Source organism: Pelatocladus sp. (genome assembly GCF_059505505.1).
Window position 1 is genome coordinate 1 of sequence record NZ_JCACKS010000229.1, and the last position, 20,605, is coordinate 20,605.

14 protein-coding genes and 1 pseudogene are annotated in these 20,605 nt (G+C 41.5%); 6 read left to right on the plus strand and 9 right to left on the minus strand.

The annotated features are described in order from the left end of the window. Positions 1-108: 108 nt before the first annotated feature. Positions 109-801, plus strand: a pseudogene (locus AC5JMK_RS21800) (WD40 repeat domain-containing protein); the annotation flags it as partial. A 21-nt stretch (positions 802-822) separates the two neighbouring features. Here AC5JMK_RS21800 and AC5JMK_RS21805 read toward each other — a convergent pair. After that, positions 823-1,122, minus strand: a complete 300-nt coding sequence (locus tag AC5JMK_RS21805) for a 30S ribosomal protein PSRP-3 (RefSeq protein WP_026081840.1) — start codon at positions 1,120-1,122, stop codon at positions 823-825. A 186-nt stretch (positions 1,123-1,308) separates the two neighbouring features. On the opposite strand from AC5JMK_RS21805, the gene AC5JMK_RS21810 reads away from it, so the two are divergent. Beyond that, positions 1,309-2,130 carry a TIGR01548 family HAD-type hydrolase gene (locus tag AC5JMK_RS21810; RefSeq protein WP_096677504.1) on the plus strand — a complete coding sequence of 274 codons (822 nt, stop codon included), beginning with the start codon at positions 1,309-1,311 and terminating at the stop codon, positions 2,128-2,130. A gap of 131 nt (positions 2,131-2,261) precedes the next feature. Here the strand turns inward: AC5JMK_RS21810 and AC5JMK_RS21815 are convergent, their stop codons facing one another. Continuing rightward, entirely contained in the window at positions 2,262-4,109 is a 1,848-nt protein-coding gene (locus AC5JMK_RS21815; protein ID WP_495911009.1) for a vWA domain-containing protein, read from the minus strand. 941 nt (positions 4,110-5,050) lie between these two features. Between AC5JMK_RS21815 and AC5JMK_RS21820 the strand changes: the two genes are divergently transcribed. After that, entirely contained in the window at positions 5,051-6,886 is a 1,836-nt protein-coding gene (locus tag AC5JMK_RS21820) for an ABC transporter ATP-binding protein (protein WP_096677503.1), read from the plus strand. A 33-nt stretch (positions 6,887-6,919) separates the two neighbouring features. Here the strand turns inward: AC5JMK_RS21820 and AC5JMK_RS21825 are convergent, their stop codons facing one another. The 4 genes from AC5JMK_RS21825 to AC5JMK_RS21840 form a co-directional block, all read right to left on the minus strand. Then, a complete protein-coding gene (locus tag AC5JMK_RS21825; RefSeq protein WP_096677502.1) occupies positions 6,920-8,152 on the minus strand; it encodes a glycosyltransferase in 1,233 nt (410 codons plus the stop codon). A gap of 353 nt (positions 8,153-8,505) precedes the next feature. After that, positions 8,506-10,137, minus strand: a complete 1,632-nt coding sequence (locus AC5JMK_RS21830; protein ID WP_096677501.1) for a cyclic peptide export ABC transporter — start codon at positions 10,135-10,137, stop codon at positions 8,506-8,508. Positions 10,138-10,383: 246 nt separating this feature from the next. After that, a complete protein-coding gene (locus AC5JMK_RS21835; protein WP_096677500.1) occupies positions 10,384-11,454 on the minus strand; it encodes a hypothetical protein in 1,071 nt (356 codons plus the stop codon). A gap of 513 nt (positions 11,455-11,967) precedes the next feature. After that, a complete protein-coding gene (locus AC5JMK_RS21840; RefSeq protein WP_495911010.1) occupies positions 11,968-12,270 on the minus strand; it encodes an SDR family NAD(P)-dependent oxidoreductase in 303 nt (100 codons plus the stop codon). Between the two features lie 142 nt (positions 12,271-12,412). Between AC5JMK_RS21840 and AC5JMK_RS21845 the strand changes: the two genes are divergently transcribed. From AC5JMK_RS21845 to AC5JMK_RS21855, 3 genes are all read left to right on the plus strand, one after another. Then, positions 12,413-13,975 carry a Na+/H+ antiporter gene (locus tag AC5JMK_RS21845; RefSeq protein WP_096677499.1) on the plus strand — a complete coding sequence of 521 codons (1,563 nt, stop codon included), beginning with the start codon at positions 12,413-12,415 and terminating at the stop codon, positions 13,973-13,975. A 134-nt stretch (positions 13,976-14,109) separates the two neighbouring features. Beyond that, complete coding sequence (locus AC5JMK_RS21850) at positions 14,110-16,491, plus strand: glycoside hydrolase family 31 protein (protein ID WP_495911011.1); 2,382 nt, start codon at positions 14,110-14,112, stop codon at positions 16,489-16,491. Between the two features lie 27 nt (positions 16,492-16,518). Beyond that, a complete protein-coding gene (locus AC5JMK_RS21855) occupies positions 16,519-17,256 on the plus strand; it encodes an SDR family oxidoreductase (RefSeq protein WP_495911012.1) in 738 nt (245 codons plus the stop codon). A 274-nt stretch (positions 17,257-17,530) separates the two neighbouring features. Here AC5JMK_RS21855 and AC5JMK_RS21860 read toward each other — a convergent pair whose 3' ends face one another. From AC5JMK_RS21860 to AC5JMK_RS21870, 3 genes are all read right to left on the minus strand, one after another. Beyond that, positions 17,531-18,115 carry a hypothetical protein gene (locus tag AC5JMK_RS21860; protein ID WP_096677496.1) on the minus strand — a complete coding sequence of 195 codons (585 nt, stop codon included), beginning with the start codon at positions 18,113-18,115 and terminating at the stop codon, positions 17,531-17,533. 242 nt (positions 18,116-18,357) lie between these two features. Beyond that, positions 18,358-19,122 carry an SDR family NAD(P)-dependent oxidoreductase gene (locus AC5JMK_RS21865; protein WP_495911013.1) on the minus strand — a complete coding sequence of 255 codons (765 nt, stop codon included), beginning with the start codon at positions 19,120-19,122 and terminating at the stop codon, positions 18,358-18,360. 144 nt (positions 19,123-19,266) lie between these two features. Then, a complete protein-coding gene (locus AC5JMK_RS21870; RefSeq protein ID WP_096677495.1) occupies positions 19,267-20,466 on the minus strand; it encodes a Coenzyme F420 hydrogenase/dehydrogenase, beta subunit C-terminal domain in 1,200 nt (399 codons plus the stop codon). Positions 20,467-20,605: the final 139 nt, after the last annotated feature.

Sequence of the window (20,605 nt, forward strand, 5' to 3'; positions counted from 1 at the left end):
TACATGATACAAAACCCTTAACTATACCATAAAATAATTTTGCAAGAGGTCTATTCGCCTCCAAATCTACCAGCCATTGAACAAAGCAAAAATCAAAATCATGTACAAGAATGTTTGCATACTCTGACTGGATATTCAACTGGTTTGAGTAGTGTAAATTCTGTTGCGATGAATGCTGATGGTCAAATATTAGCCAGTGGTCATGATGATAAAACTATTAAATTATGGGATTTAAACACCTACAAATTCATATCTACTTTAACCGGACATTCTCAAGCTGTGAAATCACTTGCTTTCAGTCCCCAGGGAAATATTTTGGCAACAGCAAGCGATGATAAAACTATTAAATTATGGAATCTGACGACATTGGAAGAAATTTGTACCCTTTTGGGACACTCCAGCGCTGTCAAATCAGTTGCGTTTAGTCTTGAGGGGATTTTAGCTAGTGGTAGTTGGGATAAAACAATTAAACTTTGGAATGTCACAACAGGTGCAGAAATTTTCACTCTAGCTGGACATCAGTTACAGGTAAGTGCTGTTGCATTTAGTCCTCAAAATCAACTACTTGCTAGTACTAGTTTTGACAGAACAATTCGTCTGTGGGATTTGTCTTCGCTTCACACCCAAACCCAGAAAAAATTTGAAAACTGCCCATACTACAGCCTTTGTGGTCATGCATGGGCAGTTTTGACAGTCGCCTTCAGTCCCGACGGTAAAATCTTGCCAACTGGTAGCGATGATCACACTATCAAATTGTGGGATGTAAATACTGGTCAGGTAATTCACACACTATTAGGCCATTAAAGCTCTGTTCTAGCAGTACTAGGCGCTACCTGTGAAAGCAACATCGGGAAATTTCCCTTGTGCTTCTGACATCGGGCGGTTTCTACCTTCCTCTTGCCAGTAGTTGATAACTTCGGTAGCTTTATTGAGTAACTCTACCCGATCTACCTCAGTAATCCAGTGTTTTGACTCTAGCTCTTTTTTTAGTTCTTCCCAAGCGTCATTTCTGGGCCAGAAAAAGTACTTTGTCAAAGGACTAGTACCTTTACCTACCACCTGATCCACCGCTAGGGCGACGTTTTCGTCTAACCACAAAATTTTTAAAATGAACTTTGACAATCGCACCTCCGCGAAATTTCTGGGCAATACTGATTAACAACAGCGATCGCTTATTTTATCGCAATCCCTGCCAGGTGGACAAATTGATTGAGGGGATCAGGGACAACTAATCAGTTAACAGTTACCAGTTTAATTTGATAACTGATTCATCCCCAACTACTAACAACTAACCACTAACAACTAACTATGAACATAATTGTGATTTTTGATATTGATGGTGTTGTGCGCGATGTGAGTGGTTCCTATCGTCGTGCGATCGCGGATACTGTTGAAAATTTCACTCAAGGTAAGTATCGCCCTACACCAATAGACATTGACAAATTAAAGTCTGAAGGAATTTGGAATAATGATTGGGAAGCATCCCAAGAGTTAATATACCGATATTTTGAAGCCCAAGGACAGCTCCGCGCACAATTGGAATTGGACTACAAAAATATCGTTACTTTTTTTCAATCTCGTTACCGAGGTACTGAACCTGAAAATTTCACTGGCTATATTTGTGATGAACCTTTATTGTTAAGTTCTAGCTATCTTGAACAACTGACTTTAGCTGGTATTGCTTGGGGATTTTTCAGTGGTGCGACTCGTGGTTCTGCTAACTATGTTTTGCAAGGTCGCCTGGGTTTGCGATCTCCGGTATTAATTGCTATGGAAGATGCACCAGGAAAACCAGATCCAACGGGACTTTTCGCTACTGTTCGCTTATTGGAAGAGAAGATTGACAATTCGTCTTTAATAGTGTACGTCGGAGATACAGTCGCTGACATGTATACAGTAGAGAAAGCGCGTAGACAGGACGCAGGTTCTCGTCAGACATCACTTCAACCCGAAAAAACTTGGATTGGTGTGGGTGTACTACCACCACATGTCCAGGAAACAACAGCACGGCGTGACGCTTATGCTGACACTCTGCGGCAAGCAGGAGCAGCTATAGTTTTGAATAATGTGCAAGAACTCACGCCAGCAAAGATTTTAGAATTAACTGATGTGGGGTCTGGGGAACAATAAGTTCCTCGCCTTGACACTCTCCGGTCTGAAGACTCGGAGATTCTTGGTTCAGCGAGACCACTTAGACTAGGTTCCTTGCGATGAGGCGGGTTTTTTGAACATTTGGGATGCTCTCCCTCCTCTCATTCTACTTAATTGCTGGTGTTGGGTTGCACAAAACGCTTAATGTCACCACAGGCAATATAAGACTTGCCATCAGGAGCTATTTTGATTTCATCAACGACGTAAAGCATTCCTTCCTCACGAATTGAGCGAGGAAAACGCATATTCCAATCAGGTTCATATCCGTCAGACACTACTCTAGCGCGCAGCTTGCTGCCATCTTTAACACACTGAACTAGAATGCCATTATTTACACTGTCAGTGGTAAGTAGGTCGGCAGCGCTGGCGGGGCCTTTGGCAGCTTTGCCAGTATTAGTAGGCTTTGATTGTCGGCGAGCAACAAAGATATCTGCTTCACCAGGTTTAGCAAAACGGTTAATTTTGCCACATACGCGATAGAAAGAGCCATCTGTTGAAAGTTCCACTTCTTCAACGACATAATGCGCTCCCTCAGCACGAATTGCTCTAGGAAACTGAACATTTTTAGTTGCATCGTAACCATCGGACATGACTTTGACTCGCAATTTACCCCCTTCACGAACACAGTATAATTCAACACCTGAGCCAACATTATTTACTGTTGGCATCGCGTATATTTCATCGCCCGCAGTCACACCACGACCCACCAGATCACTGCGAGTGCGAGTCATTGCCTGATAAGTTTGATCTCGCAGTTCTTTACGTCCAGCATTGCCTAAAGCTTTTTGGGCAATCCGTCCTGCAAAATATTCCAGCTGATCTATCTCTTCAGCAATTTCAAAATTCTCGTTCAAGCCTTTGTTTCGCAGATCTTGGACTAGTGCGCGTAGGGTTTGTTCGGCTTCTTGGTGTTTCCCATGCTCTGCTAGATCGAGGGCAATTTCTTTGGCCTTAGCAATAGTCAGACGGCTCAAATCAATGATGATATGGCTGGAAGAAGCAAAAGCTGATTCTTCAACTGTGCCAACTTTGGCGACAATATCTGTTGTACCAGACATGCTTTGAATGATGTCATTTTGTACTACATCAGCACTGTAATGCAGTTTCATCACAGGTAATTGACCTATTTGAGCAGCAGGAATCTCCAGACTTAAACCCAAAAGTTTGTCTTCACCCTCGTAAAGTTCCCCTAAACTAATCACAGGTTGACCAATGTTATTTTGGTCAAATTTAGCAAGACTTAAGACATCAACGAGATTAACTCCATCAGCCAACTCAAGCGTTACTTTCAAGTTTTGACCTACGACTGCTCTGAGACTATCTAGCTCAATACTGAAGACTTCGGCTGCTTCATCAATGCTTTGAATAAAGTAGAAGTTGCCACTAGCGGCTCTGGCCATACCAATCAGCAGATCCTCATTGAAACCCTGAGCAAAACCTAATGTAGTTGTGATAATACCTTCCTCAGCTTTTTGCCCTGCTGTTGCTGTGAGTATTTTAGGATCTTGAATACCCATGTTAGCGTGACCATCGGTCAGCAGCAGCACACGGTTGATTTTTTGCGGATTAAGTTGCTGTTTCACATATTCGCAACCTTTGAGCCATCCCCCAGATAAATTGGTAATACCTCCTGCTTTCACCTTATTTATAGAATTTTTCAATGCAGATTTGTTGGCTACAGGCTGGGGTGGGACAACGGTATCTACTGTATCATCGTAAACAACTACTGAAAGAATATCGTTTGCCTCAAGTTGCTCTACTACAGATTCAGCAGCTTTGAGCGCATGAAACAAGGGAGCGCCTGCCATAGAGCCAGAACGATCTATTACAAGAGATAGGTTAAGATCACGTCGCCCAGACTCAGGTATGTCAGCACGAAAACGGAGTAACACATTAGTCTTTAATGAAGAGCCAGCGGGTAATATCGCTTGGTCAAATGCGTAACTTGTTTTGATCATTTGCAGACCCTCAAAATTATTTTTAATCACTGGTGAGTTTTTTTATACGCTCACCATCAGTGTTGCTTTTAGTTTGCCCAGTGGTCATAAAGATCTAATTCTTTATCCTTTGTCATTGACGAGATTTTCAAAGATTTTGATATTTCTTAACGTACGTATTACTCCACGACTTAGCTGTGTCCTTAAAGAAGTCGGGAATCTGATGTATTTGGAGTTGCAGAATTGTTTTATTGATGAGCGATCGCCCAGTCGAAAAGCGACTATAGCACTTCTGACTCGATTGCAATACAGTCGGAACCCCACCCCTTAATCCCCTAAGCGCAAGCGCTTAGGGGATTAAGGGGTGGGGTACTGGGGTACGTATTGGACACAACCGAGAACTGCTATACACGTCTACGCACTCTTCAAATTCGCATCGCTCACAAAAATTGTTTGTTTTCATCCATAGAGAACATCAAAGCGTTTGTTCAAAACGTTTCAACGTTGCTTATTGACGTTCTCTCATCCATAGAGAACATCAAAGCGTTTGTTCAAAACGTTTCAACGTTGTTTATTAACGTTCTTTCATCCATAGAGAACATTAAAGCGTTTGTTCAAAACGTTTCAACGTTGTTTATTAACGAGAACCCATTCACAACAAACAAGAAAGAGCGCATCTGTACCGCCTCGGAATAAATTCCAAGTCTCATAGCGCAAGTCCTCTTCAGAGGACTCAAAGAAAAGAAAAGTTTGTTCCAGTCCACTTGAGTGGACTTTCGCTATGAGCCTGGAACTTTAGTTCTAGGCGGGATACAGTTTCAACATGAAAAATTTTGACTTGTGTGTACACCGTAGCCGTAAACGGAGAGGGTTAGGGTGGGGTAAAAATATTTTTGCAAGAGGTCTAATGGAAAACCACTAAATATAGTCAACTGCGGGCGATTTGCGTTATACAAATAATAATGAGGACTCTTCGTAAAAGACGTAACGCCCTGCGCCAATCCCTGGCGGTATTTCGCTATAGTGGACGAGCGATCGCTTTGGTATGGAATACTAATCACTCTCTGACAATTATTCTGGCAACTTTAACTCTGGTGGCTGGTTTGTTACCAGCAGCTGTAGCTTACATCGGTAAGTTAATTGTTGATGCGGTAGTTTTTGCGTCTCAAAATAATACACAAACTAATGATATTGTCAATCACTCTCATCCTCTGATTTATGTGGGAATAGAAGCGATCGCTGTAGCTTTACTTGCTTTTAGCCAGAGGGGATTAACAATTTGTCAATCGTTGTTGCGGGTGTTACTCGGTCAACGGGTGAATGAATTAATCTTGGAAAAAGCCCTCACTCTGGAACTGACACAATTTGAAGACTCGGAATTTTATGATAAACTCACAAACGCTCGCCGAGAAGCTTCCATTCGTCCACTTTCGCTAGTCAACCGTACCTTTGGCTTGGTACAAAGCGCCCTTTCACTGTTAACTTATGGCGTTCTGTTAATCAAATTTTCAATTTGGGCAGTGGTTGTACTAATCTTAGCAGCCATGCCTGCATTCGTTGCCGAAACTAGATTTGCGGGGGAAGCCTTTCGCTTGTTTCGTTGGCGCGCACCGGAAACTCGCCAGCAGCATTATTTAGAAACCTTGGCTGCTAGAGAAGATTTCGCCAAGGAAGTCAAACTCTACCAATTGGGAGAGATGTTGCTGGAACGTTACCGCAATATCTTCTATCAACTCTACGATGAAGACCGCAACTTAACAATCCGGCGAGGAATGTGGGGATACTTGCTAAGTTTGCTAAGTACCGCCGCTTTTTATGTCGCCTACGCTTGGATTGTACTGGAAACCGTTGCGGGGAGAATTTCTCTAGGTGATATGACGATGTATCTCACCGTATTTCGCCAAGGACAGATGACTTTTTCTGGTGCTTTAACTTCCATCGGGGGAATGTACGAAGACAATTTATATCTTTCTAATCTTTATGAATTTCTAGAGGAGGAAGTACCACAACCAAGAGGGAAAGCAACCAGAGGTGTAAAACCTGGAGATGGTATCCGCTTTGAAAATGTTACGTTTACCTATCCAGAAAGTACCCAACCTGCATTGACAAATATTTCTTTTCACCTGAAACCAGGAAATAAATTAGCGATTGTCGGTGAAAACGGTTCTGGTAAAACTACTTTAATTAAACTACTGACTCGACTCTACAACCCCAGTTCCGGCAGGATTTTACTAGATGGCTTAGACTTGCAACAGTGGGATGTGGAGGTGTTGCGACAACGCATCGGTGTAATTTTCCAGAACTTTGTCCGCTACCAATTTACGGTAGGAGAGAACATCGGTGTGGGTGACGTGGAACGGATGGAAGATAGGGAATTGTGGGAAATTGCTGCTGAAAAAGGTATGGCGCTACCTTTTATTGAAAAATTACCTACAGGTTTCACTACGCAATTGGGTAAGTGGTTCAAAGGCGGACAGGAACTTTCTGGAGGACAATGGCAGAAAATTGCCCTCGCCCGTGCTTTTATGCGAACTAACGCAGATATAGTAGTCTTGGATGAGCCGACATCAGCGATGGATGCTCAAGCTGAGTATGAGATTTTCAATCATTTTCGCGCTTTAACTAAAAATCAGATGGTGTTTTTAATCTCTCACCGTTTTTCGACAGTGCGGATGGCTGACAAAATTTTGGTAATAGAAGCTGGGGAAGTGGTAGAAGAGGGAAATCATGATGAGTTATTGCAGAATGGGGGGAGGTACGCGAGGCTGTTTTATTTGCAAGCAGCAGGGTATCAGTAGGGACGCAAAGACACCGAAGGGAAGGGGGACACGTCACACTTTATAAACCCTTCCTTTCCAAGCGCCGCCTCTTCCTTGCCAATAACGCAGTGCTGAGTCTATAGTCATTAAATTATAGAGAAAGGCAATGATCGGTAAACAAAAAGTTAACCAAACAGGACATCTATAAAAACGAATCATTGGTAAATAAGCCAAACTCATTAGCAACCATGCTGATAAACCTGTGAGTGCAACTAACCAATTTCCTGTCAAAGCACCGATAATGAAACCCAAAGGTGGAATTATGTAAACCAAGATCATTGCAAATAGGGTTCCAATTAACAACAATGGCGAGTAGTTGAGTTGAGTAAAGGCTGTACGAGCAACCATATCCCAAATTGGAGACAGTGATAAATAGGGACGTAGACTGTGAGTTGAAGAACTTAGTCCTAGCCAGATTTTTGAGGAGGAGTGTGAGGAAGAAATTGTGTTTTGTTGTGATTTTGTGCGATCGCCACTATCCTGAGATTGGGTAAAGCCTGATTTGACGGCATGAGCAAGAGCGCAATCGTCAATTAATGCTTGGCGAATTACTTGCATACCACCGATGCGTTTGAGTGTTGCTTTGCGTACGAGGATACAACCTCCCGCAGCAGCAGCTGTTGTTTTTTTAGGATTATTTACCCAGCTAAAGGGGTAAAGTTTTTGAAAGAAAAACACAAAAGCCGGAATCATAAGTTTTTCCCAAAAGTTTTCACATCTGAGTTGTACCATCAGGGAAACAAGTTCTAAATCTTCCTGTTCAGCTTTGGTAATTAGTTGGTGAAGATTGGCTACGTCATGTTCAATATCTGCATCAGTTAGCAGCAAGTAATCTGGTTCGAGTGTTGCGATCGCTTTGTTAATACCTTGTTCCATTGCCCAAAGTTTACCACTCCAACCAGGAGATAATGGTTCGGCAGTAATAACGTGTAATTGTTGATTTTTGTTTAAAGCTTGGGCAGTTTGTTGAGCAACTTCAGCAGTTCCGTCTGTACTTTGGTCATCTACCAAAAAGATATTAAATGAGCCAGGGTAGTTTTGACAAAGGAGCGATCGCAATGTTTTTGGCAACAAATCAGCCTCGTTACGCGCTGGGATAACTGCACAAACCGATGGTAATTTTTCTAACTGAGTTTCTGTGACATTTAATTGCTGATCTGTACGCCAAAATTGCCCCCACAAGGTTAACAATCCGATCCAAATTAATAAAGATAGAAGTACTAAAGGTAATAGGATTTCTGTCATAAATAAGTCGGTACAAATTTAGGTAATTAGTTGAGGTCGTGATTTGTAAAAAGTAAAAAGTAAAAAGAGAATCCCCATATCTAAAGAAAGGGTATTTAACAAGGACGCATTGTTTCTTGCGCTATGCGTCTCGTAGGCGAAGCCTTCTCGTTAGCTCCTAGCGTTCCCGAAGGGTAGAGTAACAAATTTTTATCTTCTTTTCCATGAACAAATTCGCTTTCTTGAGACCGATTTAATTCTTTTACTTTTGCCTTTTAACTTTTTACTTTTGCCTTGTTTGGTCATTGATGATTACTTATTTTCCCCCTTCCCTAGTCCCCAATCCCTGATCCCTAATTCCCGCTCCCCTTTTCTTAATAATGTGAGTGATTTTTATCAAATTCTATTTGACCGTATTCAAGTTTGATGATTCGATCTGCTAAATGAAAATAGCGATCATCGTGGCTAATTACTAGAACTGTTTTGCCTTGTTCTCTGAGTTTTGGTAGCAGTTCTGTGTAAAATATTTCTTTGAATGCTGGGTCTTGGTCGGCTGCCCATTCGTCAAATAAATAAATTGGTCTGTTTTCTATATATGCTGTCAGCAAGGCTAATCTTTTACGCTGTCCTTGTGAGAGAGAAGTGGTGGAAAGTTTTCCATTTTTAACTTTAACTTTATGCTCTAACTGTAAAAGCTTGAGGTAATCTTGAACTTTATAATCTAAATCGGAATTTTCTAATCCCCACAGTTCATCAAATAAATAAAAATCAGCGAACACTACAGAAAAAAACTGACGATACCATTCGCGATTTTGTTCACTAATTAACTCTCCATCGAGTCTGATTTCTCCAGTTTCAGGTATATAAAGTCCAGTAATGAGTTTAGCTAAAGTCGATTTACCGCTACCGTTTCCCCCGACTATAAATACAAGTTCTTTAGGATAAAGTGTCAAATCGATTGGGCCTAAAATAAAGCTATTATCTTCTTCTGCTGTGTGGTAAGTATGAGTTACATGCTTGAGTTGTAAGCTGTGCCAGGAAGTCTTGACAATGGCTGGTGCTGTTGAAGTTTCGGCTCGACTAGCAAGAGATAACCCTAAAGATTCTATTTTTTGTAATGCAATGCTGGCTTTGCTTAATTCAGGCAATTTACTAATAATATTGTCCATTGGCAGCATCAAATAGGTGAGGGTCAAGATGTAGCCAGAAAGAGTTTGGGGGTTAAGAGTAAGTATATTAGGCAAGGCAAAGATCACAAAACCCATAGCAAAAAAGAAGACAAGTTGACCCCAGCTAGTAGTGATGGCAAAAAATGTCAGACCACCAACATTGTGAAGACGGTAAGTAGTTGCAGTGGATTTGAGTTTTTTATCTAGGAAGACTTGCCGCCGCTTATAGTGTAGTTTTAGTTCCTTAATTCCTTCAGTGATAGTACGGAAATCTTTAAACAGTACATCTTGATCATCACGCGCGAGGGCTAGCAGTTTTTCTCCCCTATTTAGTAGCCACTGACAACTGGCAATTGCCACTACTGCAAGTCCTGCAACCATTACAAGTACTATCCAGGATAACCAGGTGATGTAAACTACACAACCTAAGATGATCGCCAGATTCATAAATAGGAAAGGCATTTGATAGACGCCATCAGCAACCGCCTGCACGTCCTCAGTCAGGGTTGCTAGTAGTCGGGGGCTTCCTAGCCGTTCTAAATGACTCAACTCAGAAGAGAGAATTTGACGACTCAAGCGCATCCGTAACTGCAAAACTGCATTTTGAGATAGGCGAATCAACATCACTTGAGAGACGATGCTGGTAACAAGTGCAACTACAGCCAGTCCGATAAAAGCCCAGATTATACTTATAAAAGACGAACTGAGGTTACGACTCGCAGTATGACTAATTAAGGCAATAAGACCAGCACTGCTACCACCACTGAGGAATCCAGTCGCGATCGCGATCGCCACCATACCCCAAGAAGAACGCAGCAGAAAATAAATTAAATTCATGATAAATTTTACACGCTTATTCAATTAGCGCTTCTAGGGGAATTTTTTTATTTTGTTTTTTGATTTTATACCATTTCACTTTGCTACCGACAAGAGGACTTTTCAAACATCCTCTAAATGAATTGTAAAAATTGATAGATAAAATCCCCAACAACTCATGCGAAGTCGGGGATCTTAATTGTTTATGAATGATTTGGGAATGCTATATGAATTTGCTTTTTAGCTGCTTATAAACCTTATAAAATTTTAATTGCTGCCAATGGCATATTGTTGAGCAAAATCTCGATGAATTTGATATTGTATAATTTTTTGTTGAGCAATCCCATAATTAGAACTGGTGTATGGTACCGTCTTCAAAATAGCGATCGCTTCGTTCCAATTTTCCACAACTATCCGCCACTCGTCTTCAGATTGTGCTAATTTTGCCAGCTTCGCTGTACGTTTAGCTTGGTTAACTGCTTTGAGATAATTATCTTTCGGTTGGGCTTCATTAGCAGTGAGTTTTGATGGATTTTGAACAGATATATTTGCGTTTACGCTTTGTCTAAATTCTGGCAATTTAGCAAATGAGTATAACCATAAACCCACCAAGGGTATCAAAACAAATGTGAATATTTGTCTTGATGTTTTACTATATTTTTTATTAAGACTGAAGAAACCCGATTTCTTTTTTACAACTTCTTCAGTTTTGGGTATTTCAGTAACATCAACTTGTGATTGCGGACTATTACTTGGAACTGTATCCGCAACCGAGACATTTAAGTTTTCAGTTTCCACACTAACACTGTTACCAAAAACCAAACGACACTTAAATAAATACTCGACCTGATAAAAAGCAGCAGCACTAATCATCCAAATAATCGCGAAAACAGCTTTGATTTTGCTGTAATGCTGACCGGATTCAGCAATAACTTGACTATAGTTCAACTGAAATAAAGGCAAAAGAGGAGTACAAATTACAATAGCTGTCAGTGTCGATAAAATAAGTACCAACCAGCTATATAAACTTTCTCTCCAACTGACTAATCCAGGGAAAAATCCTTGAATTATATTGGCTTTTTCTCCTGGGATGCTGGGAAGAAAGCGACTGAAAAAAAAGTGATGTAGAAAAGCGATCGCTGGGATGGGTAATATCAGTGTAAAGATCGTCAACAGTGTTGCTGACTCAGGTCTTTGTGACCATTTAGCTAAGTTGAACCATAAGTCCTGATCGCGCTTGATCATAGTGACAAACCCAGTCATCACTACCGATAATATCAAGGCGTTCAGCCATGCATTTGGGTGAGGGAACCATTTGAGCGATTTAAATTTTTTCATATTTGGAACAAAAGTTTAGGGAAGGAAAAATAATTTTTCGGAGCAGTTAAAGATATATAGACGTTATATAGGGTGTTACTTTAACATCTTTATTGTCAAAATGTTCACCTGTGTGGTAGAGAATAATGTATTTTTCTTAGTGAAGTTGCTCCCGAATTTACCCCTCTGACGGGTGTAGGTTTTTTACACTTTGCCCAGAAAATACTGGTTTTAGGGTGTAGGGGTATAAGGGTGTAGGGGTGTAAGAATTTATGAAACGATGATTATTCCGTTAGTTTTACAGTCACCACTCATTGCTTTATTAAAAACCTACGTTTGTCAGAATTTACCCCTCCCTTTCGCACTACGGTGTACACACAAATCTTGGTGCAGTGTATTTATCCCGCCTCGGAATAAATTCCGAGTCTAATAGCGAAAGTCCTCTTCATAGGACTCATAGAGAAATTCGATTTAGTCCACTTGAGTGGACTTAAGCTATTAGCCTGGAACTTTAGTTCCAGGCGGGATATTGGTTCAGCTTGAAGATTTTCGACTCGTAGCCTTCGCCAAAATGTCCAGCTTCCCGAAGCGATCGCGAATTTGTTGATCTGCGGTTGTGATGCTTGCAGAGTTGCTAACATCAAGCTTGATAAACTCAACATCAAGTCCTTCTGATTGTAGTTTATCCGCAGCTTCGGTTCCCTTTTGGGGATCGCGGGCTGCTAGCAAAACCAGAATTCCTTTTTGGGCAAGTTGACGACTGATTTCAAACCCTAATCCTTTGTTTGCACCAGTTACTAAGGCGATCGTCAGATCATGGATATTGTCAGTATTCATTAGATATCAGTACATTCAGGGAACAACCGTCAGTTTACCTGGTTTTGGCTTTCACTGAACCGTCTTGATCGTTACCAAAACTCACATAAGCAGTCTATTGTTTATGGTGAGGAAAAATGTCAACCTGAATAGAAATAGCATTATGACAATAGAATCTGCTGTCGGTGGAGTCGGTATAGAACACAATTTAAAGCAATTTCTTTTAGTACTGTCGGTTTCTTTAACTGTGGCGACTTTACCGCAAGTTTTTAGCTGGTTTCGCCATATTCCCTACACATTACTTTTGGTAATTGCTGGATTGGGATTAGCACTGGTGGATGTGAGATTAGTCAATCTGTCTCCAGACTTAATTTTGGCAATTTTTCTGCCACCTTTATTATTTGAAGCCGCTTGGAACTTGAAATGGTCTAACTTAAAGCGAGACTTCATTCCTATCTGTCTCTATGCAGTCATAGGAGTACTGATTTCTATTGCAGGTGTAACGCTGGGTTTGAATCTCTTAGCAGGAATCCCGTTAACAACAGCATTGTTAGTGGGAGCAAGTTTATCTGCTACCGATCCTGTTTCGGTTACAGCTTTGTTTAGAGAATTAGGAGTAGATAAACGCCTGACAACGTTGATGGAAGGCGAAAGCTTATTTAATGATGGTATGGCAGTTGTTGCCTTTAGCTTTTTAGTTGCATTACCTTTGGGAACAGTAGAACTGAGAATTCAGCCTTTGGTGGTGCAACTATTAAGTGTTGTTGGGATTGGTTTAGCTGTGGGTGGTTTGATTGGTTTTGGGATTTCCTATCTCACCCAAAGATTTGATTTACCACTCGTAGAACAGTCTTTAACTCTTGTCTCTGCTTACGGAACTTACATTATTGCCGAAGAATTAGGCGGATCGGGTGTAATTGCAGTTGTCACCATTGGCTTAATTTTGGGTAACTTTGGTTCCCGCATTGGTATGAACCCACGAACACGGGTGATTGTCAGTGAATTTTGGGATTTTTTAGCTTTTTTTGTCAATTCTATTGTGTTTCTGTTGATTGGAGATCAAGTCCAATTTGCCGACTTAGCAGAAAATCTGACAATGATTGGTGTGACGATCGCCGGAATGGTTTTAGCAAGAGCGATCGCAGTTTACGGTTTAGGTTTCGTTAGTAATCGTCTTGCTAATTCCAATATTCCCTTACCAGAACAAACTGTACTCTGGTGGGGAGGTCTACGCGGTTCTGTCTCGATTGCTTTGGCGTTGAGTGTACCGAATATGCTGGCGGAACGAGAAGACTTGATTAACACCGTATTTGGAGTAGTTTTATTTACTTTGTTAGTCCAGGGATTAACTACTAAGCCTTTGCTAGAAAAACTCAAACTCCTGGGCGATCAGCCTTTGCGACAGGAATATTTAGAATTCATTGCTCGTCAGAGTGCGATCAAACGTGTATTAGAATACTTGAGACAAGTAGAAGAACGTCCAGGACTTGAGCCGGAATTTTACCGCTATCAGGAAACTTTAATCAAAGGCGAACTTCAGCGTTTAGAGGAAAAAATTGATAAATTACACAATGAGTATCCCAATCTGCGAGACTTCACTGCTGAACAATTCCGAATGGAGTTACTAGCTGTAGAAGCAGATACCTACGCGGAGTTTGTGCGATCGGGTAGATTAAATCAAGAATTAGCCTCTTTGCTTGAGGATGTTCTAGAAGAAGGACATTAGAAGAAGTGGGAAAATAGAAGGGAAGTATAAAAATACTTCCCGTGGGTGGATAAAAGTTGAGCTAGTTTTATCTACGGTAATTAAATTGTGATTAACGTCGATAATTACCTCGTCCGCATCTACAGCTAATAAATATGCCAGAATTTGCCGGAGAATTACCCACCCGTGAACCTGCATGGAATGCGATCGCATCTGTTGAAAATATCCAACATCAGCAGCAAAGTATAGATTTTGACTGTGGTATTGGTCGCCTGTCTCTCTATATAGTTGCTTCTAACCTCATTCGTGTACGCTTTTCACCCACAGGAGAATTTAGACCGAGGCGTTCTTGGGCTGTAGTACCCAAAGATGAGGAATGGGCTGTTGTATCTTTTGATATCCAAGAAACAGCCGAAGAGGTAATTATAGAAACTGAAAAAATTCGCTTATCCGTCCAGCGTCATCCTTGTCGAGTCCAGTTTTTTGACAAAGCAGGTCGTCCTTTTGGCCAAGATATAGGCTTAGGGATCGGTTGGCGACAAATGGGAACAGGTAAGTCTCAAGTTGCTTGCTGGAAAAAGATTGAAGCAGAAGAAAATTATTATGGTTTTGGGGAACGTACAGGATTATTCAATCAAAAAGGTAAGCGTCTCACCAATTGGGCAACCGATAGCTTAGATTATAATGTCCAAACCGATGCAATGTACCAAGCCATTCCGTTTTTTATGGCGTTGCGTCCGGAGATAGGCTATGGTTTGTTTTTTAACACGACTTTTTGGAGTCGCTTTGATGTTGGTGTTGACCAACCGGATATTTTGCGCTTAGAAACCCTGGGTGGAGAACTGGACTATTACATTATTTACAGTCCCGATCCCGCAGAAATCGTTGATACTTACACTCAATTAACAGGGCGAATGCAACTACCGCCACAATGGGCGCTCGGTTATCATCAATGTCGTTGGAGTTACGACTCAGAAACAGAAGTTCGCCAATTAGTACAGCAATTGCGTCAGCGTCGGATTCCTTGCGATGTTATTCATTTAGATATTGACTACATGTTTGGCTACCGAGTATTTACGTGGAATCCCAGACGATTTCCAGACCCGAAGAAATTACTCAGTGAGTTAGCTGAAGATGGCGTCAAAGTAGTTACTATTATTGATCCGGGAGTGAAATTTGAGCCACAAGCAGATTACGCCGTCTATGATCAAGGGCTAGAAAAGGATTACTTTATTCGCAGGGCTGACGGTAAAGTCTTTCACGGTTACGTTTGGCCGGGTCGGGCTGTTTTCCCAGACTTTTTGCGTCCAGAGGTGCGTCAGTGGTGGGGAGATTTGCACCGTAACTTAACTGATATTGGCGTGGCTGGAATTTGGAATGATATGAATGAACCAGCTATGAACGATCGCCCCTTTGGAGATGAGGGGGGACAAAAAATATTTTTCCCGATGGATGCACCGAGTGGTTCACCAAGCGATGCTCCAAAGGAGCCGCTACGCGAACGCGCCACTTACACAGAAACTCATAACTTGTACGGCTTAATGATGGCTCGTGCGTGTCGAGAAGCAGTGGAAAAATTGAGAGAGCGATCGCGTACTTTTGTCTTAACCCGTTCTGGTTACGCAGGTGTACAAAAATGGTCGGCGGTATGGACAGGAGATAATCACTCACTCTGGGAATATTTGGAAATGTCCCTACCGATGCTCTGTAATTTGGGCTTATCTGGTGTAGCATTTGTCGGGGCTGACATTGGGGGATTTGCGGGCGATGCCACGCCAGAATTGTTTTTGCGATGGATGCAAGCAGGAATCTTGTATCCGTTTATGCGCGCTCACTCAATGATTAACACTAAGCGCCATGAACCCTGGGAATTTGGCGCGCAAGTAGAAGAAATCTGTCGTCAATATATTGAATTGCGTTACAGATTACTACCTTATATATACACTTTGTTCTGGGAAGCAGCGACCACAGGTGCGCCTGTTCTGCGACCTCTGCTATATCATTATTTTGACGATCCGAAAACCTACGAATTATACGACCAAGTACTTTTAGGTTCATCCCTGATGGCAGCACCCGTCTACCGACCAGGGGTAGAAAAACGCCTGGTTTACCTACCAGCAGGAACTTGGTACGACTGGTGGACAGGGGAAGCTTACGCAGGCTCAACCTATATTCTTGCTGATGCACCAATCGAAAAAATGCCTATGTACATCCGTGCTGGCTCAATAATTCCCCTTGGCCCGGTAATGCAATATGTAGGCGAGTCACCCCTCAATCAACTCCGGTTGCGAGTTACCCCAGGTACAGGCGAGTGGACGCTGTATGAAGACGACGGACATTCTTTCGCATATCGTGATGGTGCTTGTTCAACTACAACCTATCAGGTGTATGTCGAAGACACACAAACAGTAGTAGAAATTCAAGCTAGACAAGGACAATGGACTCCTCACCCACGTAATGTCATTGTTGAAGTTGTAGGTAAAGCAGAGCAAGAATTTGCAGATGATGGTTCTGCACGTCGTCTAACTTTTTCTTAACGTTGTCCATTTATACACGAAATCTTAATGTCAAACGTAAACGGAAAAATCATTGTTATTACGGGAGCCAGCAGTGGGATTGGTGAAGCTACAGCCCGTATGCTTGCGAATCAAGGCGCACGAGTGGTTTTGGGATCACGCCGCACTGATCGCCTTGAAGCAATTGTCAACGACATTCGCACTACAGGTGGGACAGCCGAATACCAGGCTGTTGATGTGACACAACGGAGTCATCTCGAAGCGCTCATTCAATTTGCCCAGAGCAAGTTTGGTCGCGTAGATGTGCTTATTAACAATGCTGGTATCATGCCGCTATCAGCACTCGAACAACTGAAAGTTGAAGAGTGGGAGCAAATGATCGATGTCAATATCAAAGGTGTCCTCTATGGCATCGCAGCAGCACTCCCCATCATGAAAGCACAAAAAACAGGTCAAATTATTAATATTTCCTCGATTGGTGGACACACGGTGTCTCCAACTGCGGCGGTTTACTGTGCCACCAAATTCGCTGTTAGAGCGATCTCAGAAGGCTTGAGACAAGAGGTTGGAGGTGACATTCGAGTGACTGTGATTTCTCCGGGAGTCACGGAATCTGAGTTGGCTGAAAGCATCAGTGATGAAAACGCTAAACAAGGAATGCAAGAGTTCAGAAAGATAGCTATTCCTGCTGAAGCGATCGCTCGATCAATTGCATTTGCGATCGAGCAACCTGACGATGTAGATGTTAGCGAAATTATCGTCAGACCCACAGCCAGCCCTTACTAATGCAACGGAATAGGTAGGTTATGGGCGTGTTGATCATTGACAGAATAAGACCTTTTTATTATTGTGTAGCAATGTTAGCCTCTTTTATGGTAATTGGCTTTAAAAAGTAAAAAGATAAAAGTAAAAAGTAAATCCCCATAAATAAATTAAGGGGATTTAAAACGGACGCGTTTTTTATCGCGCTGCGCGTCTCTCAAAAAGTATTTTTACTTTTTTTTCATAAATAAATTTAGGGGCTTTAAACCCTTTTTTATTTCTTCTTTATGAGTGCCTTTTAACTTTTAACTTTTAACTTGTTCGGTAATTGTTCAACGTTTTGTAATGGCGATCGCCCTGGTGTGAAGTAATTACTCAGCCACACTAAACTACCTAAAAACACAGCAATTAACCCAATTAAAGTCCGGGTTAACAATTTGACCTGAGAACGCAAAAATTTAACTTCTCGACTCTGCTCATCCAATTCTGAAACAGAACTAACTGGAGGGAGTTTTTGCTCAATAATTGTTGCGGTGTTTTGTACAAATTGATTTCTAAAAGTAACCTGTTGGTGTAGCCAATTAGTAATCAATTGCGGACAATTTTTTTTCACCCAATGCCAAGCAAATATTCTAAATGCTGGCTTGGACATCCTAGCGATAAATTTTAATACTTTCTTGACAGGTCGAGAGCGAAACTTTTTATTTATCAGGTGAAAAGAACCTACATCATAAAGACGATCAAATATCAGCTTTACGGTAGCTTCTTCTTTAGTAGTTAAATATTCCAGAATCAGAAAAACTTCTTGCATAAGTTCTTCTTCTTTGGTACTCTCTGCCAAAACATTTGTAAAATTATTTGATATTTTTACTTGATTAGTCATTAGTCATTAATCATTAGTAATTAGTAAGGGTTTAAATTGTGTTTATGTTTCGTGACTTGTATCAATAAGCTATTTTTTTACTGATTGTACTGATTGTAAAGATAAAATCATCTTAAAGGTTATCGTTTGCAAAAAGAATTATCTCTAGAGAGATTTACAGCAGATTGCTTAGTCAATGGGCATTGAGCATGAATCAGTTAACAGTCTAATTTGATAACTGATAACTGATTTTTCCCCAATCCTCACCAGGGTAAACGACTACCATCCCACGAAAAAAACTGGCCGCTATCCTCAGTTTGTAGCTTTTCTATCACAGCAAGCAATTGGTTAACAGTATGTTCTACCGAAAATAGTTTTTCTGGTGGTACATTCTTTTGAAAAGGTTTAGAAAGACGGGTATTAGTTGTACCGGGGTGCAATGTTACAACTATGGTTTTTGGGCTAGTTCTGCCATATTCTATTGCGACGTTTCGCATCAACATATTCAGCGCAGCTTTAGAAGCGCGATAGCCGTACCACCCGCCGAGTTGATTGTCTCCAATACTTCCAACTTTGGCAGAAATACTAGCAAAAATACTGCGATCGCTATGACGAAACAAAGGTAACAAATGCTTGGCAAGCAACACCGCACCAATACTGTTAACTTGAAAATAGTGCAGCAAATTTTCTGAGTTAATTTGCTTCAAGCTTTTTTCTGGTTGCAGTGTTCCTTGATGCAGAATCCCAACACAGTTAACAACCAAATGTAGTTTATCTATCTCCCCACGCAGGAATTGTACACCTTCGGCAATTTGCGCCTCATCTGTAATATCCATCGCCAAACAAGTTAATCTCTGAGGATATACATCTGATAACGTGATTAATTCAGCAGCCGATTCTTTTTGCCGATAAGTTGCATAAACCTTATTAATACCCTGCAATTGCAGTAATTTTTTCACAAATCCTAAACCGATTCCTTGACCAGCACCTACAATCAAGGCATTACATGAGTCGGTATGAGTAAACATAAGTTTTAGCTTAATCAAAAAGTAGAGCGCATCTGTACCGCCTCGGAATAAATTCCGAGTCTCATAGCGCAAGTCCTCTTCAGAGGACTTGCGCTATGAGCCTGGAACTTTAGTTCTAGGCGGGATACAGTTTCAACTTATCTATTATTCGGGCAATTTGTAGCGTCCCACAATGCGCTTGGCGAACTCTGGAACGTGTGCTGCTAATTTTCCTGGGTGATTCCGTTTTACATAAAGATAATTGCGGGTAAAGTGGGAATCTATCGAGAAACGGGCATATTCTAAACCTTTGGGGCCGATTTTTTCAATTACTACTCCCATAAGTTTTGCTGCCCACATTGGTAAAGTTACAGCTTTATCATAAGCTGGTATACTTTGTTGCACCGCAGCTGTGCGATCGCCCTGGGACATAACAGGCTGAGTTTCTAGTTGATCTTTTACCAATTCCAGCATTTCCTTACCGCGTTCATTTCTGACTACAATCCATTGCCAACCAAATGGTGCGCCCATATACCCAACTACTAAATCAGCGAGGGAATTTACGTAGTCAAAGCAACTCATACAGGAAGAGGCAAACACATCCTTGAGTTGATTTGTTTTTAAGCCAAAGAAGGGTACAGTTTCAGTTGATCCATCTTCGTGCTTAAAGTGAACTCGAAAATCTTGCATAAACTCGTAATGCACTACTGTATCGGGCGATCTACTTGTGGTTTCTAAGAATTTTTGTAGTCCGGCACGAGTCACATTATCTACACACGGTGTACCCAATACGTACAATTTTTCTAGACCCAATTTCTTTTCAACCGCCCGCAAAGCTTGGATTTGGCAACCAACACCAATCACCAACAGCCGCTTCATCCCTGATTTTTCTACTTGTTCCAACACCGAGAGATTTGGTGAAAGAGTAGGTTTATTTACCCGCGCTGCTAGTATTTCTTCTGGAGTTCGGGCAATTACAGGCATTGGTCCAAAGCGGTCTTCTTTGGTATTCTGCACACAGACCACGCCTTCGACCATGCCCCGATTCAGCATTTCAATGGCGATCGTACTTACAATTCCTGTCCATTGAGCGCCAGGAATAGGCTGTTGTTTCCGCGCTGCCATCATGTCTTGATGAACACCAAAATAGAGTTCATCAGAGTTGTCTAAATTGCGAGAACGCTTGTGTGTCTGTGCTTCGAGTTCATCTATTTGCTGATTAATAAAAGCACAAGCTTCCTTGACATAGTGAACATAGTATGTGTCGCACAGTCCACATTCACTGCACAGTTCCTTGGCGGGGCGACGGCTACCGGGTTTAAGGGCTTTGGCTTTTTTGTGTTTGGGAAAATCTACTGACGTCATTAAAATTTCGTCTTTAAAACTCAGATTATTTATTTCACAGTAACAGAAGCAGAAAGCCTATCGGTTTTTAGCGTTAACTTCCCCAATCCTTTAATGAAGAAAAAATAAATAAACCTTGAGCAATTTCTTGGTAGTCCTG

Coding starts and splice junctions, on each gene's coding strand:
- AC5JMK_RS21835 (WP_096677500.1), bottom strand. CDS start 11,454: ATGAAAAAATTTAAATCGCTCAAATGGTTCCCTCACCCAAATGCATGG.
- AC5JMK_RS21870 (WP_096677495.1), bottom strand. CDS start 20,466: ATGACGTCAGTAGATTTTCCCAAACACAAAAAAGCCAAAGCCCTTAAA.
- AC5JMK_RS21860 (WP_096677496.1), bottom strand. CDS start 18,115: ATGACTAATCAAGTAAAAATATCAAATAATTTTACAAATGTTTTGGCA.
- AC5JMK_RS21825 (WP_096677502.1), bottom strand. CDS start 8,152: ATGACAGAAATCCTATTACCTTTAGTACTTCTATCTTTATTAATTTGG.
- AC5JMK_RS21845 (WP_096677499.1), top strand. CDS start 12,413: ATGACAATAGAATCTGCTGTCGGTGGAGTCGGTATAGAACACAATTTA.
- AC5JMK_RS21850 (WP_495911011.1), top strand. CDS start 14,110: ATGCCAGAATTTGCCGGAGAATTACCCACCCGTGAACCTGCATGGAAT.
- AC5JMK_RS21815 (WP_495911009.1), bottom strand. CDS start 4,109: ATGATCAAAACAAGTTACGCATTTGACCAAGCGATATTACCCGCTGGC.
- AC5JMK_RS21840 (WP_495911010.1), bottom strand. CDS start 12,270: ATGAATACTGACAATATCCATGATCTGACGATCGCCTTAGTAACTGGT.
- AC5JMK_RS21855 (WP_495911012.1), top strand. CDS start 16,519: ATGTCAAACGTAAACGGAAAAATCATTGTTATTACGGGAGCCAGCAGT.
- AC5JMK_RS21830 (WP_096677501.1), bottom strand. CDS start 10,137: ATGAATTTAATTTATTTTCTGCTGCGTTCTTCTTGGGGTATGGTGGCG.
- AC5JMK_RS21865 (WP_495911013.1), bottom strand. CDS start 19,122: ATGTTTACTCATACCGACTCATGTAATGCCTTGATTGTAGGTGCTGGT.
- AC5JMK_RS21810 (WP_096677504.1), top strand. CDS start 1,309: ATGAACATAATTGTGATTTTTGATATTGATGGTGTTGTGCGCGATGTG.
- AC5JMK_RS21820 (WP_096677503.1), top strand. CDS start 5,051: ATGAGGACTCTTCGTAAAAGACGTAACGCCCTGCGCCAATCCCTGGCG.